This is a genomic window from Leifsonia sp. RAF41 (assembly GCF_052114085.1).
Classification (GTDB): domain Bacteria; phylum Actinomycetota; class Actinomycetes; order Actinomycetales; family Microbacteriaceae; genus Leifsonia.
The window spans coordinates 1,539,935-1,553,895 of the sequence record NZ_JBFREB010000001.1 but is presented as its reverse complement, the minus strand read 5'-3'; the positions used below and the strand labels follow the sequence as shown (position 1 = coordinate 1,553,895).

Genomic DNA, 13,961 nt, shown 5'->3' with positions numbered 1-13,961 from the left:
CGGTTCTCGCGCGCCTCCGGGCGGCGGCGGCGCGTCTGCTGCCGTTTGTCACGTCTGCCGCTGCTCGCGCAGCCGCACACGTTCCCAACGGCAGCAGTCGCCCGAATCGGTCAGAGGACCAGGGCGAAGCCGGCGCAGACGGGAGCCACGGCGGAGCGGACAAGCGGGGTGAGCGGCCCGCGGCCCACACCCGCCCGCGCCCAAGCGGCGGCAGCGGAGACCGCCGCGCCGACCACAGCTGTGGCAGCGGCCCGCGGCAGCAGGTCGTCGGGCGAGGCGCCGGTCCGCTGCGCAATGAAGGCCTGCAGTCGACGCACCAGCGCCAGGAAGCGCGGGAGGGCGGAGGCCTGCAGCTCCGCATCCGTCCCCATCAGCTCCACCTGGGTGACGGCGAGCGGCAGCCGGCCGGGGCCGAACGCGTCGGCGAGGCGGGTGACCGCAGCGAGCACCGCATCCATCGGCGCCAGGTCGTCCGCCACGGAAGCCGCCGTCGCGTCGAAGGCGGCGAGCGCCTCATCCACCTCCAGCCACAACAGGTCGCTCTTCGAGCCGAAGTAGTTGAAGAAGGTGGCCCGGCTCACCCCGGAACGGCGGGCGATGTCGTCGACGGTCGTGCCGGTGTAGGTCTGCTCGAGGAACAGTTCGGCGGCCGCCTCGGCGATCATTCCGCGTGAGGAGGAGCGCGGCCGGCCCGAGCCGGACGGGCGGCTGGAATGCCCGAGCGCCATCGTGCGTTCCCCTCTCATGCCATTATTGGACCCGGTCCACATATTAACTTGTTCCGAAGGACACCCGTGACTACCACCACCAGCCCCGTCCGCAGCGAGACCGACCGCCCGGGCATCACGCCGGGCACCGCGAGACGCGTCACCATCGCGTCGTTCGTCGGCACGGCGCTCGAGTCGTATGACTTCTACCTCTACGCCTACTTCGCCGCGTTCTTCGTCGGGCCCCTCTTCTTCGCGCCGCTCGGCGCTTTCGGCGGCGCTCTCGCCGGCTTCCTCGCCATCGCGGCGGGCTTCCTCATCCGTCCGATCGGCGCGATCGTCTTCGGCAATCTGGGCGACCGGATCGGACGCCGACCGACCCTGCTCATCACGATCCTGATCATGGGACTCAGCACGGGCCTCGTCGGTCTGCTGCCGACGTACGCGGCCGCGGGATGGTTCGGTGCGATCGCCATCGTCCTGCTGCGCCTGCTGCAGGGCTTCTCGGTCGGCGGCGAGTGGGGCGGCGCGATCGCGCTGGCCACCGAGTACTCCAACCCGAAGCGTCGCGGTTTCTACGCGTCGCTCCCCCAGCTGGGCTCGCCGGTCGGATCCATCCTGAGCGCGGTCGTCTTCATCGTGCTCACCCTCACCATGTCGACGGCCGACATCGCCGCGTGGGGCTGGCGCATCCCGTTCCTCACGGCCTTCCCGCTCCTGCTCGTCTCCCTCTACCTGCGCCGGTCGATCGACGAGACTCCCGTTTTCCGGAAGCTGCTCGAGACCGGGACGCGCGACCGCTTCCCCGTCCTCGACGTCTTCCGCAAGGCGCCGAGCGGTTTCGTCATCGGCATCGGTGCCGCGATCCTCGGCATCGGCTCCTACTCGCTGATGAACACGTACATGGTCGACTACGGCACGGCCGTCCTGGGCTTCAAGTACCAGGACCTCCTCATCGCCACAACGATCGGCGGCCTGCTGCAGCTGGTCACCATCCCGCTGTTCGGGCTCTGGGCGAACAGGATCGGCTCGGCTCGCGTCGTCGCGATCGGCGCGATCGGGACGCTGCTGGTCGCGTTCCCGATGTACTTCGTGCTGCAGTCGGCCACCTTCGGGGTGCTCGTAGCCAGCATGATCATCGGCGGCATCCTGCCCACCCTGTCGTGGGCGGGGCTCGGCGGCCTGATGTCCGACCTGTTCCCGAGCGAGGTCCGCTACAGCGGCCTGTCGGTGGCGTACAGCATCGCCGCGCTGCTCACCTCCTTCGTGCCCGCCCTGACCCTGATCTACGGCCAGGCGACCGGTAACGCGTGGTGGCACCCGGGCATCGTGCTGGCCGTCATGTCGGCGATCACCCTGGTCGCGGCGCTCTTCGCCGCACGCAGGAAGCCCATCGTCGACGAGGTCTGACGCGTTCGTTCGCCAAGGTTCGGTACTCTGGAGGTAACCCACACTCAGGCACCCCGACGACACGGTGCCGCACATATCGAACCGGAGGACCCTCATGAGCGCCCACAACGTGCCCGAAAAGCCCGCACTGGAGGGTCTCGAAGCCAAGTGGGGTGACCACTGGCAGAGCGACGGCACCTTCCGGTTCGACCGGAATGCCGCGCTCGCCTCCGGACGCGACGGGGTCTACTCCATCGACACGCCGCCGCCGACCGCCTCCGGCTCGCTGCACATCGGTCACGTCTTCAGCTACACGCACACCGATGTGATCGCCCGCTTCCACCGCATGCGCGGACAGAACGTGTTCTACCCGATGGGCTGGGACGACAACGGCCTGCCCACGGAGCGCCGCGTCCAGAACTACTACGGCGTGCGCTGCGACCCGTCGCTCCCCTACGACGACAGCTTCGAGCCTCCCTTCGAAGGCGGCGACAACAAGAGCACGAAGGCGGCCGACCAGAAGCCGATCTCGCGCCGCAACTTCATCGAGCTGTGCGAGCGGCTGACTCAGGAGGACGAGAAGCAGTTCGAGGCGCTCTGGCGCTCGCTCGGGCTGTCCGTGGACTGGTCGCAGACCTACCGCACCATCGGCCGGGAGTCGATCCACACCTCCCAGCTGGCGTTCCTCCGCAACATCCAGCGCGGCGAGGCGTACCAGGCGCTCGCTCCCACTCTGTGGGACATCACCTTCCGCACCGCAGTGGCACAGGCCGAGCTGGAGGATCGCGAGCAGCCGAGCGCCTACCACCGCGTGGCGTTCCACGGCGCAGACGGCCCCATCTTCATCGAGACGACCCGGCCGGAGCTGCTGCCCGCCTGCGTGGCGCTTGTCGCGCATCCCGACGACGAGCGGTATCAGCCGCTGTTCGGCACCACGGTCCGCACCCCGCTCTTCGACGTCGAGGTTCCCGTCGTCGCGCACCACCTGGCGCAGCCGGACAAGGGATCGGGCATCGCCATGATCTGCACCTTCGGCGACATCACCGATGTGGTCTGGTGGCGGGAGCTCGACCTCCCGAACCGCGCCATCATCGGTTTCGACGGCCGCATCCTCCCCGAACCGCCGGAGGCCATAACCTCCGAGGCCGGCCGTGCGGCGTACGCCCAACTCGCCGGCAAGACGGTGTTCTCGGCGAAGCAGACCGTCGTCGAGCTCCTGCGCGAGTCCGGCGACCTCGAGGGCGAGCCCAAGCCCATCCAGCACCCGGTGAAGTTCTTCGAGAAGGGCGATCGTCCGCTCGAGATCGTTTCCACCCGGCAGTGGTACGTGAAGAACGGCGCGCGCGACGAGGAGCTGCGGCAGCGCCTGATCGAGCTCGGCCGCGAGATCGACTGGCACCCCGACTTCATGCGGATCCGCTACGAGAACTGGGTGAACGGCCTCACCGGCGACTGGCTCATCTCGCGCCAGCGGTTCTTCGGCGTTCCGATCCCGGTCTGGTATCCGCTCGATGCTGACGGGAACCCGGTGTTCGACCAGCCGATCCTTCCGACGGAAGACCTCCTCCCCGTCGACCCGTCGTCCGACACCGCCCCCGGTTTCGCCGAGGAGCAGCGTGGCCAGGCCGGCGGCTTCGTGGGCGAGCACGACGTGATGGACACGTGGATGACGTCCTCCCTCACCCCGCAGCTCGCGGGCGGATGGATGCGCGACGACGAGCTCTTCGACGCGGTCTTCCCGTTCGACCTGCGCCCTCAGGGTCAGGACATCATCCGCACCTGGCTGTTCTCGACCCTGCTGCGGGCCAAGCTCGAGGCCGACGTCACGCCGTGGCGCCACGCCGCCCTGTCGGGCTTCATCGTCGACCCCGACCGCAAGAAGATGTCGAAGTCGAAGGGCAACGTCGTGACGCCGGCGGACATCCTCGAGAAGCACGGCTCGGACGCGGTCCGCTACTGGGCGGCCTCCAGCCGGCTCGGCACCGACGCATCCTTCGACCCGCAGAACCCGACGCAGATCAAGATCGGTCGTCGTCTGGCGATCAAGCTGCTCAACGCTGCCAAGTTCATCCTCGGCTTCGACGCTCCCGCATCGCTCGACCTCGCCCAGGTGACCAGCCCGCTCGACCGGAGCATGCTGCAGAACCTCGCTGGGGTCGTGGCCGACGCCACCGCCGCCCTCGAGAACTACGACCACGCCCGGGCGCTGGAGATCGCCGAGACGTTCTTCTGGACGTTCTGCGACGACTACCTGGAGCTGGTGAAGGAGCGCGCCTACGGCGACGACTCGCCGGAGAAGACCTCCGCTATTGTCGCCCTGCGTGTCGCGCTTACGACGTTCCTCCGCCTGTTTGCACCGGTGCTGCCGTTCGCGGCCGAGGAGGCATGGAGCTGGTTCGAGGAGGGGTCGGTCCACGTCGCCGCCTGGCCTGCCGCCACCGAGGTGGCTGAGGACTGGAGCGCCGACCGCGCCGTGCTCGCCATCGTCGGCCGCGCCCTGACGGGCATCCGCGGGGCGAAGACAGCCGCGAAGGCGTCTCAGCGCACGGCTGTCGAGTCAACGGTCATCGCCGGTCCTGACGCCGAGATCGAGGCCGTGAAGTCGGCGGCCGGCGATCTGGCTTCGGTGGGCAGAATCGGCGACCTGCGGTTCGCCTCCGCCGATGAGCTGGCGGTCACCGATATTCTGCTCGCCGCAACCCCGAGCGAGGAGGAACGATGACGACAACCGTCAGACGTGTCCAGGACAACGAGTTCTTCACCTGGCTCGACCTGTATGTCGGCTATGGCGAGTTCTACGACAACCCGGTCACCGACGAGAAGGCGCTCCTGGTCTGGAGCTGGATCACGGACCCGGAGAACGAGCTGGAGGCGTACTTCGCCGTCGACGAGGAGGGCACTCCGATCGGCCTCGCGCACGTGCGCGAGTTCGCGCGTCCCCTCGACGGCAGCAAGGGGCTCTACCTCGATGACCTGTTCGTGTCTCCGGATGCGCGCGGCGCCGGGGCCGGCTCGGCCCTGCTCGAGTCGCTGCGCGACGCGGCGCGTGAGCGTGGGCTCTCGGTCGTCCGCTGGATCACGGCGAAGGACAACGAGACCGCGCGGCGCCTCTACGACAGGTTCGCTGAGAAGACCAAGTGGGTCACCTACGACCTCGTCCCCTGAACAGGTCCGCGATATGGTCGGTTTACGCACCGAAGTCACAGCCCGGGGCGCAACGCGAACGGAGGAATCCATGTCGATCGAGGTTCGACCGGTCAAGGACGGCGATTTCTTCGCCTGGCTCGACGTGTACGCCAAGTACGCCGAGTTCTACGACACCGAGCTGACCGACCAGAAGGCACTCGTGCTCTGGTCGTGGCTCACCGCTCCCGAGCATGAGGAGAACGGCTACGTCGCCGTCGATGGCGACCGGATCGTCGGACTCGCCCACGTGCGCGAGTTCGCCCGCCCACTGGAAGGCGACCGCGGCCTGTTCCTCGACGACCTGTTCGTCATCGAAGAGGAGCGCGGCAAGGGCGTCGGTGGCGCGCTGCTCCAGCACGTGCGATCGCTCGCGGAGGAACGCGGGCTCGGCGTCGTGCAGTGGATCACCGCGCACGACAACTCCGACGCTCAGAAGCTGTACGACTCGGTTGCGAACCGCACCGCCTGGGTCACGTACGAGATCGATCTGGCGGAAGCCTCGACCTCGGCGGGACGCGCCTGATGCAGCTCGGGACCCGCTGGGCCGTCAGCGAGCAGCCTCCCGCCTCCCTGCCCGAGGTCGTCGCCTACGCCGTGAAGACGGTCGAGGAGGAGCTGGTCGCGACGGACGTCGAGACCACCGGCTGGAACTGGACGCTGACCTGGCTGGAAGCGAAGCCTGTCGTCACGCTCGACGACGGCACCGAGATCCGCTACAACCCCAGCGAAGACTCGGCCACGATCACGCAGCCGGTCGAGGTTGACGCATCGGACTACGACGAGGACGAGGCTTAGAGACCGATCGGTGGCACGAAGGCGTTCGGGCGTCGAATCTCCTTCGTTGAGCAGTCGCGCGGGAGATTCGAACGATTCCCGCGGGATTCTCCTGCGCTTGGCGTCCGGAGTGAACGTCTCCGGCTCAGCGGGGCAGCTGCGGGAGGGTGCGGGCGGCGGAATCGCGCGCGCTCTCGATTCGCGCGACGCGCTCGGCGTCGTGAGGGGCGCGCGCGGTGGGGCGGTCGGCCCAGGCGGTCAGGGCCCGGCCGAGACGCAGTGCGACCCGGTGGGTCAGCGGGCGGTAGGTGGAGACCAGGACGGCGGTCATGACAGTTGTCCTTCCGGGACGGGTACGGCAGCGGGCGTCTGCACGGACGCCGACAGGATGAGGCGGGACGCGACGAGCGTAAGGACGACCACCAGCCCGCCGCCGATGACGAACGGCAACCGGAGGTCGATGCGGGCGACGAAGCCGCCCAGGACGGTGGCGATGGGGGTGAGCCCCCAGCCGATGGTGCGGACGATGCCGAGCGCGCGGCCCAGCATCCCGCTCGGGATGATGGCCTGCCGGAGGGCGCCCCACGGGACGTTCCAGACCGCGACGCCGAACGCGCCGATGGCGTAGGCGCCGATCGCGACGAACACGTTCGCGGTCACGCCGACGCCGAGGATGCCGACGCCGCTGACGAGGATCGCCCAGAACATCACCCGCCCGCGCCCGAAGCGGGCCACGAAGCGGCTCGAGAGCAGCGCGCCGACGAGAGCTCCGACTCCCACCGCCGCGGTGACCACGCCGATGAGCGCGGCCGGCACGCCGAACGTTTGCAGCAGGAGGAGCACGACGCTCCCCTGGGCGAACGCCAGAGCGGAGGCGGTGATCGAGGTGAGCACGATCATCCAGCGCAGGAAGCGGTTCTGCCAGAGGAAGCGGACGACGCCCGAGAGCGGCGGCTGTTCCTCCGACGGGTTGTCGGGATCAGCGGCGTCACGGGCGCTGTGCGCGTGAGCGGCCGCGGCCGGGATGCTGAGGGCCAGGAGGCCTGCGACCAGGAAACCGGCGCCGGTCATCCAGATGGGCAGCACGATCGCGACCGCGAACAGGAAGCCCGCGACCGGGGTGGCGATGAAGTTCTGGATGGTGATCTCGGCCGACTGCATCCGCCCGTTCGCACGGTCGAGCTGATCGCGCGTCACCAGGGCGGGAACGACGGTGGAGGTGGCGTTGTCGAAGACCGTCTCCCCCAGTCCGAACGCCAGGACGCAGGCGTACAGCAGCCAGATCGTGAGCGTGTCGGTCGTGATCAGCAGAGCAAGCGCAGTCGCCACGACGAAGCGGAGCGAATTGGCGACGGCCATGGCGATGCGGCGATCCACCCGGTCGAGCAGCATCCCGGCAGGGATACCGAACAAGAGCCAGGGCAGGTACGTCACGGCCGCCACCCCGGCGATGAGTGCCGGGTCGCGGGTGAGCGTCGTGGCGATCAGCGGGACGGCGGTACGGCCGAGACCGTCGGCGAGATTGCTCGCGATCGCCGACGTCCACAGACGAGTGAACCCCGCGCCCAGCGGTCGCCGCGCGGTCAGGGTCGCGGTCGCGGTCGACGCACTATCCGAGCCGCTCGACATCAGCGGTCCTCCTGCTCCACCAATGGGAACGCGTTGAACTGGATCTGCACCCGCTTGCTCTCGACGGCCGGGTCTTCCCCAGCGTCCTTCCACTTCTCCTTCAGCCGCTCCTGCAGTGCGTAGTACTCGCGTCCCAGCTCGGCGAGCTGCTCGCGGGTCAGCTCCTGGTGGGACGTGGAGAGGGTGCTCGACTCCATCCACTCGAACCCGAAGGTATCGAGTCCGCGACGGAGGAACGCGGAGAGGCGGCGCTCGTTGTTCTGCTGCCAGCCGAGGGAGATCAGCTCGTTGGCCTCGCGGCCGGCGGGAGTATCGAGCGTCTCGGGCGAGCCGATGGTCACGCCGCCCGGGGCCATCCGCCACCAGCGCTCACGACCGGAGCCGCGCTCGGTGTCTTCGACGATGATCTCGTGCTTGGCGAGCTGGCGCAGGTGGTAGCTGGTCGCCCCGCTCGACTCCCCCAACCGCTCGGCGAGCATGCTGGCCGTCGCCGGTCCGAAGTCAGAGAGCTCGTTCATGATCTCGACGCGGAGGGGATGCGCGAGTGCACGCAGGGCGGCCATGCCCAGGGCGTCTTCCCACGGCAGGCGGCCGCCGGCGACACCTGCGGTCTCGGGCTGCACGGGCTGATCGTCGTTCGTCATGGCTACAGATTATCGATGCAAAGACTTCTTTGCAACACTTTGTTTGCATTGATTTGTTTGCAACCATTTCTTTGCGAGCCGCCTCGCGGTTGTCTAGGCTGGAGCAATGGCCGATACCGCGAATCCCTTCCTCTCGCCCAGCACGCTCCCCTATGGACTCCCGCCGTTCGCCGACATCCGCGACGAGCACTACCGGCCGGCCTTCGAGCGCGGGATGGAGGAGCAGCTCGCGGAGGTCGCTGCGGTCGTTGCGAGCACCGACTCCCCCACCTTCGCGAACACGATGCTGCCTCTGGAGCGCAGCGGTCAGACGCTGCAGCGCGTAGCCGAGGTGTTCTTCAACAAGAGCTCCTCCGACAGCACCGACTTCACGAACGCCCTGGAAGAGGAGATCGCACCGCGGCTCGCCGCGCACAGCGACGCCATCCGACTCAACCCCGACCTCTACGCGCGCATCGCCGACCTGCACGGGCGTCTCGACGAGCTCGACCTCGACGCGGAGTCGCGCTACCTCGTGGAGCGGTACTACGCGGAGTTCACGCTCGCCGGCGCGGGCCTCGACGACGCCGGGAAGGACCGACTGCGCGAGTACAATCAGCGACTCTCGACTCTCACCACCCGATTCGAGAAGAACCTCCTCTCGGACACGAACGAACTCGCCGTGGTGTTCGACACCGCGGACGAGCTCGACGGTCTCGGCGACGGAGAACGGTCCGCCGCCGCACAGGCCGCCGCCGAGCGCGGTCTCGACGGCAAGTTCGTCGTCACGCTCGTCCTGCCGACCGGCCACCCGTGGCTCGCCGACCTCACGCCGCGCTCGTCGCGCGAGCGGATCATGGAGGCCTCCCGCGCCCGCGGCATCCGCGGCGGCGAGAACGACAATCGCGAGCTCGTGCTCGAGATCACCCGGCTGCGTGCCGAGCGCGCGCGCCTCCTCGGGTTCGACACGCACGCCGCCTACGTCACCGCTGACCAGACGGCCCGCACCCCCGAGGCGGTCGCCGACATGCTCGGCCGGCTCGCTCCTGCGGCCGCTCGCAACGCGCGCACCGAACAGGCCGACCTTCAGCCCCTGCTGGGCGACGGCGAGACGGTCGAGGCGTGGGACTGGGCTCACCTGACCGGCAAGGTCCGCGCTGAGAAGTACGACGTCGACTTCGCTGCCATGCGCCCGTACTTCGAAGCCGAGCGGGTGCTGCACGACGGCGTCTTCTTCGCGGCGAACCGCCTCTACGGCATCAGCTTCTCCGAGCGCCCCGACCTCGTCGCCTACCACCCGGACGCCCGTGTCTTCGAGGTGCGCAATGAAGACGGTTCTGAACTCGGCCTCTACATCCTCGACCTGTACACGCGCGATTCGAAGCGTGGCGGCGCCTGGATGAACCCGCTGATCTCGCAGTCCGAGTTGCTCGGCACGCCCACGGTCGTGGTGAACAATCTCAACGTGCCCAAGCCCGCAGCCGGCGAGCCGACGCTGCTCACCTACGACGAGACGAACACCCTCTTCCACGAGTTCGGCCACGCGCTGCACGGGCTGTTCGCGCGGGTGACCTATCCCAAGTTCGCCGGCACCAATGTGTTCCGCGACTTCGTCGAATTCCCGAGCCAGGTGAATGAGATGTGGATGCTGTGGCCGGAGGTTCTGGCGAACTACGCCGTGCACCACCGCACCGGCGAGCGGATGCCGCAGGACCTCGTCGACCGCCTGCATGCCGCAGAGGGCTTCAACGAGGGCTTCCTCACCAGCGAGTACCTGGCCGCCGCATTGCTCGATCAGGCGTGGCACCGGATCACGGCCGACGACGCCGTCACGGACGTCGCGACCTTCGAGGCCGAAGCTCTCGCAGCGGTCGGACTGGACAACCCTGCCGTCCCGCCGCGCTACGCGAGCACCTACTTCGCCCACACGTTCTCGGGCGGCTACGACGCTGGCTACTACTCCTACATCTGGAGCGAGGTGCTGGACGCCGACACCGTCGAGTGGTTCCGCGAGAACGGCGGTCTGCTGCGCGAGAACGGCGACCGATTCCGGAAGCGGCTGCTGGGCGTCGGCGGGTCCAAAGATCCTCTGGAGGCGTACCGCGACTTCCGCGGACGCGACGCCGAGATCGAGCCGTTGCTGAAACGTCGGCGCCTCGATGGGTGATGCTGTGGCGTCGCCGGCTGCTCGCTAGCCGAGCACCGGGACCGCCCCCTACTCTGAGCGCAACGCGGAGGGAGAGGGCATGACGACGAGCCAGCCGGAACTGGCGGCACCGAGCGTGCGGCAACTACTGCTGCTCAGCATCCCGGCGGTAGTCATCGGGGTGATCAGCGGCCTCGCCCTGTGGGTGGTGGACGAACTCGGCGACCTGCTGGCGAAGGGATACTGGACGGCCCTGCCGGATGCGCTGGGCATCGATCCCTCGTCCGGATGGTGGATCTTCGCCGTGCTGACCTTCACCGGGTTGGTGGTCGGCCTCACGATCTGGCTTGTTCCGGGCCACGGCGGACCGGACTCGGCGACGACGGAGCTGATCGCTCCCCCGATCCGGCCGATGGCGGTGCCGTCGCTGGCGCTCGCGGCGATCCTCGGTCTCGGCGGTGGTGTCAGCCTGGGTCCGGAGAACCCGATCATCGCCATCAACATCAGTCTGCTCGTCGCGCTGGTCGGGCGGCTGTGGAAGGCGGTTCCGGGCCAGCTGGTCATGATGATGGCGGCTTCTGCGACGCTCGGCGCCCTGTTCGGCACGCCGGTGGCGGCGGCTCTCGCCTTCACCGGAGTCGTCGCCTCGGTGAAGGGCGGCGGCGCCCTCTGGGACAAACTCTTCCTTCCGCTGGTGGCCGCGGCGGCCGGGTCGATCACCATGACCCTGCTCGCGCATCCTAGTTTCGCCGTGCCGATGCCCGCGTACACCGCGATCACCGGGTGGGATGTGGTGGCGGCGCTGGTCGTCGGCGCGATCGCCACGGCGGTCGGACTCGTCGCGGTCTACCTGTTTCCGGTGGTGCACCGGCTGTTTCACGCGATCGGTCACCCCGTGCTCATGACCCTGGCGGGTGCCGTCGTCCTCGGCGCGCTCGGGGCGCTGGGCGGCCCGATCACCCTGTTCAAGGGGCTGTCGCAGATGGGTGAGCTCGTCGTGAACCGTGCCGACTACAGCGCCGGACAGTTGGCCCTCATCGTGGTCGTCAAGCTGGCCGCGTTGCTCATCGCGGCCAGCGCCGGGTTCCGCGGTGGACGCGTGTTCCCCGCGGTGTTCATCGGGGCAGCGGTCGGTACACTCGCGGCGGCCCTCGTGCCGGCAGTCCCGGTGCAGGTCGCGGTCGCGGCTGGTGTCATGGGCATGACGCTGGCGGCAGCCCGAGACGGCTGGATCGCCATCTTCGTCGGCGTGGCAGTGACTCAGAACCTGCTCATCTTGCCGCTGCTCGCCCTGGCGATCTTGCCCGCGTGGCTGATGGTGACCAAAGCGCCGGAACTGCTCATCCCGACGGCGGCTGTTACGCCGACTTCTCCTCGCGCCGCGGACGGTGCGGGACGATAGTCGGCGCTGCGTTCTCGAGCACAGCCTCCTTCGTCACGACCACCCGTGCCACCTCGGAGCTGGACGGCACCTCGAACATGATCGGGCCGAGCACCTCCTCCATGATGGCGCGGAGCCCGCGGGCGCCCGTCTTGCGGAGAACCGCCAGGTCGGCGATGGCCTCGAGCGCCGCGTGGTCGAACTCGAGCTGGACGCCGTCGATCTCGAACATCCGCTGGTACTGACGCACCAGCGCGTTCTTCGGCTCGGTGAGGATCTGCATCAGAGCCACCTGATCGAGCTGCGTCACCGTCGTCACGACCGGAAGGCGGCCGATGAACTCCGGGATCAGCCCGAACTTGTGCAGGTCTTCCGGCAGCACCTCGCTGAAGAGGTTGATGTCGTCGCCCTTGGAGTGCAGCGGGGCTCCGAAGCCGATGCCCTTCTTGCCCGCACGCGACGAGATGATCTCTTCGAGTCCGGCGAACGCGCCCGCCACGATGAACAGCACGTTCGTCGTGTCGATCTGGATGAACTCCTGGTGCGGATGCTTGCGACCGCCCTGCGGCGGAACGGAGGCGACCGTGCCCTCGAGGATCTTCAGCAGCGCCTGCTGCACGCCCTCACCGGAGACGTCACGCGTGATCGACGGGTTCTCGGCCTTGCGGGCGATCTTGTCGACCTCGTCGATGTAGATGATGCCCGTCTCGGCCCGCTTGACGTCGTAGTCGGCAGCCTGGATGAGCTTCAGGAGGATGTTCTCGACGTCTTCGCCGACATACCCTGCCTCGGTGAGCGCTGTGGCGTCGGCGACCGCGAACGGCACGTTGAGCCGGCGGGCCAGCGTCTGCGCCAGGTAGGTCTTGCCGCAGCCGGTCGGGCCGATCAGGAGGATGTTCGACTTCGCGATCTCGACGTCGTCGAGCGAGTCGGCGGACGTGATGGTCTGCTTGGCGCGCACGCGCTTGTAGTGGTTGTACACCGCGACTGCGAGCGAGCGCTTGGCCTGCTCCTGGCCGATGACGTACTCCTCGAGGAAGCCGAAGATCTCCTTCGGCTTCGGGAGGTCGAATTCGCTCGACGTCTCTTCGCCCGCCTCGGCGAGCCGCTCCTCGATGATCTCGTTGCACAGCTCGACGCATTCGTCGCAGATGTACACGCCTGGACCGGCGATGAGCTGCTGAACCTGCTTCTGGCTCTTGCCGCAGAAGGAACACTTCAGCAGATCGGCGCTTTCCCCGATGCGTGCCATCCCTCGACCCTCCTTCTTCGGGTTACTTTCGTCGAGCCTAACCCGTGCGGACGACATTGGGGCGCAGGTCGGCCGTTTTGCTTAACGCGGCGGTTCTGCCCTCAGCAGATGCGGTCTCCGCCCACGAAAAAGCGGGGTGGTCGTCCCGAGGGACGACCACCCCGCCGGGGTGTCGCGGTTACTTGACCAGTGCCGGCACTGCCTTGCGGCTGGTCAGCACCTGGTCGATCAGGCCGTACTCGAGGGCCTCGGCACCGGACAGGATCTTGTCACGGTCGATGTCCTTGTTGACCTGCTCGACCGAGCGGTTGGAGTGCTTCGAGAGCGTCTCCTCCAGCCAGGTGCGCATGCGCAGGATCTCGGCGGCCTGGATCTCGATGTCGGACGCCTGCCCCTGACCGGCCTCGCCGACGGCGGGCTGGTGGATGAGGATGCGCGCGTTCGGCAGCGCCAGGCGCTTGCCCGGGGAGCCTGCGGCGGTGAGCACGGCGGCGGCCGACGCGGCCTGGCCGAGCACGACCGTCTGGATCTGCGGGCGGATGTACTGCATCGTGTCGTAGATCGCCGTCATCGCGGTGAACGAACCACCGGGCGAGTTGATGTACATGACGATGTCGCGGTCCGGGTCCTGGCTCTCGAGCACGAGGAGCTGGGCCATGATGTCGTCCGCCGAGGCGTCGTCCACCTGCACGCCGAGGAAGATGATGCGGTCCTCGAAGAGCTTCGCGTACGGGTCCTGGCGCTTGTAGCCGTAGGCCGTGCGCTCCTCGAAGCTGGGCAGGATGTAGCGGGAGCCGGGCGCCTGGACGCCCTGGAAAGCCTGACCGCCGAGCATGGGGGTGTTCATTCTTGTGTCCTTATCCTTGTCAGCGGC

Annotated in this window: 13 protein-coding genes; 7 read left to right on the top strand and 6 right to left on the bottom strand. The window is 68.2% G+C overall.

Annotated elements, in window-relative coordinates; genetic code table 11:
• Positions 1-110: 110 nt before the first annotated feature.
• Entirely contained in the window at positions 111-746 is a 636-nt protein-coding gene (locus AB4Y74_RS07495; protein WP_441798478.1) for a TetR/AcrR family transcriptional regulator, read from the bottom strand.
• A 48-nt stretch (positions 747-794) separates the two neighbouring features.
• On the opposite strand from AB4Y74_RS07495, the gene AB4Y74_RS07490 reads away from it, so the two are divergent.
• The 5 genes from AB4Y74_RS07490 (at position 795) to AB4Y74_RS07470 (ending at position 6,077) form a co-directional block, all read left to right on the top strand.
• Positions 795-2,117 carry an MFS transporter gene (locus AB4Y74_RS07490; protein WP_441798477.1) on the top strand — a complete coding sequence of 441 codons (1,323 nt, stop codon included), beginning with the start codon at positions 795-797 and terminating at the stop codon, positions 2,115-2,117.
• 94 nt (positions 2,118-2,211) lie between these two features.
• The gene (gene valS, locus AB4Y74_RS07485) at positions 2,212-4,818 is read left to right on the top strand and encodes a valine--tRNA ligase (protein WP_441798476.1); all 2,607 of its coding nucleotides are present in this window, start codon (positions 2,212-2,214) and stop codon (positions 4,816-4,818) included.
• Complete coding sequence (locus AB4Y74_RS07480; protein ID WP_441798475.1) at positions 4,815-5,261, top strand: GNAT family N-acetyltransferase; 447 nt, start codon at positions 4,815-4,817, stop codon at positions 5,259-5,261. The genes valS and AB4Y74_RS07480 overlap by 4 nt, the downstream gene beginning before the upstream one ends.
• Positions 5,262-5,331: 70 nt before the next feature.
• On the top strand, positions 5,332-5,805 hold the full coding sequence (locus tag AB4Y74_RS07475; protein WP_441798474.1) for a GNAT family N-acetyltransferase: 474 nt from the start codon (positions 5,332-5,334) through the stop codon (positions 5,803-5,805).
• Entirely contained in the window at positions 5,805-6,077 is a 273-nt protein-coding gene (locus AB4Y74_RS07470; protein WP_441798473.1) for a hypothetical protein, read from the top strand. The genes AB4Y74_RS07475 and AB4Y74_RS07470 overlap by 1 nt, the downstream gene beginning before the upstream one ends.
• Positions 6,078-6,201: 124 nt before the next feature.
• Here the strand turns inward: AB4Y74_RS07470 and AB4Y74_RS07465 are convergent, their stop codons facing one another.
• Genes AB4Y74_RS07465 through AB4Y74_RS07455 form a run of 3 tightly spaced genes read right to left on the bottom strand, consistent with a single transcriptional unit; the run spans position 6,202 to position 8,329 of the window.
• A complete protein-coding gene (locus AB4Y74_RS07465) occupies positions 6,202-6,387 on the bottom strand; it encodes a hypothetical protein (RefSeq protein ID WP_441798472.1) in 186 nt (61 codons plus the stop codon).
• Positions 6,384-7,685 (bottom strand): MFS transporter, encoded by a 1,302-nt coding sequence (locus AB4Y74_RS07460; RefSeq protein WP_441798471.1) that lies wholly within the window; start codon positions 7,683-7,685, stop codon positions 6,384-6,386. Before AB4Y74_RS07460 ends, AB4Y74_RS07465 begins: the two co-directional genes overlap by 4 nt.
• Positions 7,685-8,329 (bottom strand): ArsR/SmtB family transcription factor, encoded by a 645-nt coding sequence (locus AB4Y74_RS07455; protein WP_441798470.1) that lies wholly within the window; start codon positions 8,327-8,329, stop codon positions 7,685-7,687. The genes AB4Y74_RS07460 and AB4Y74_RS07455 overlap by 1 nt, the downstream gene beginning before the upstream one ends.
• Before the next feature lie 106 nt (positions 8,330-8,435).
• Here AB4Y74_RS07455 and AB4Y74_RS07450 point away from each other — a divergent pair, with 106 nt between their 5' ends.
• Both AB4Y74_RS07450 and AB4Y74_RS07445 read left to right on the top strand, forming a co-directional pair.
• On the top strand, positions 8,436-10,475 hold the full coding sequence (locus AB4Y74_RS07450) for a M3 family metallopeptidase (protein ID WP_441798469.1): 2,040 nt from the start codon (positions 8,436-8,438) through the stop codon (positions 10,473-10,475).
• A 79-nt stretch (positions 10,476-10,554) separates the two neighbouring features.
• Positions 10,555-11,856 carry an ion channel protein gene (locus AB4Y74_RS07445; RefSeq protein WP_441798468.1) on the top strand — a complete coding sequence of 434 codons (1,302 nt, stop codon included), beginning with the start codon at positions 10,555-10,557 and terminating at the stop codon, positions 11,854-11,856.
• Here AB4Y74_RS07445 and clpX read toward each other — a convergent pair.
• Both clpX and AB4Y74_RS07435 read right to left on the bottom strand, forming a co-directional pair.
• Positions 11,813-13,087 carry an ATP-dependent Clp protease ATP-binding subunit ClpX gene (clpX, locus tag AB4Y74_RS07440; protein WP_441798467.1) on the bottom strand — a complete coding sequence of 425 codons (1,275 nt, stop codon included), beginning with the start codon at positions 13,085-13,087 and terminating at the stop codon, positions 11,813-11,815. The two genes, AB4Y74_RS07445 and clpX, sit on opposite strands and share 44 nt — an antisense overlap.
• A gap of 178 nt (positions 13,088-13,265) precedes the next feature.
• Positions 13,266-13,934, bottom strand: a complete 669-nt coding sequence (locus AB4Y74_RS07435; protein ID WP_441798466.1) for an ATP-dependent Clp protease proteolytic subunit — start codon at positions 13,932-13,934, stop codon at positions 13,266-13,268.
• Between the last annotated feature and the right edge of the window lie 27 nt (positions 13,935-13,961).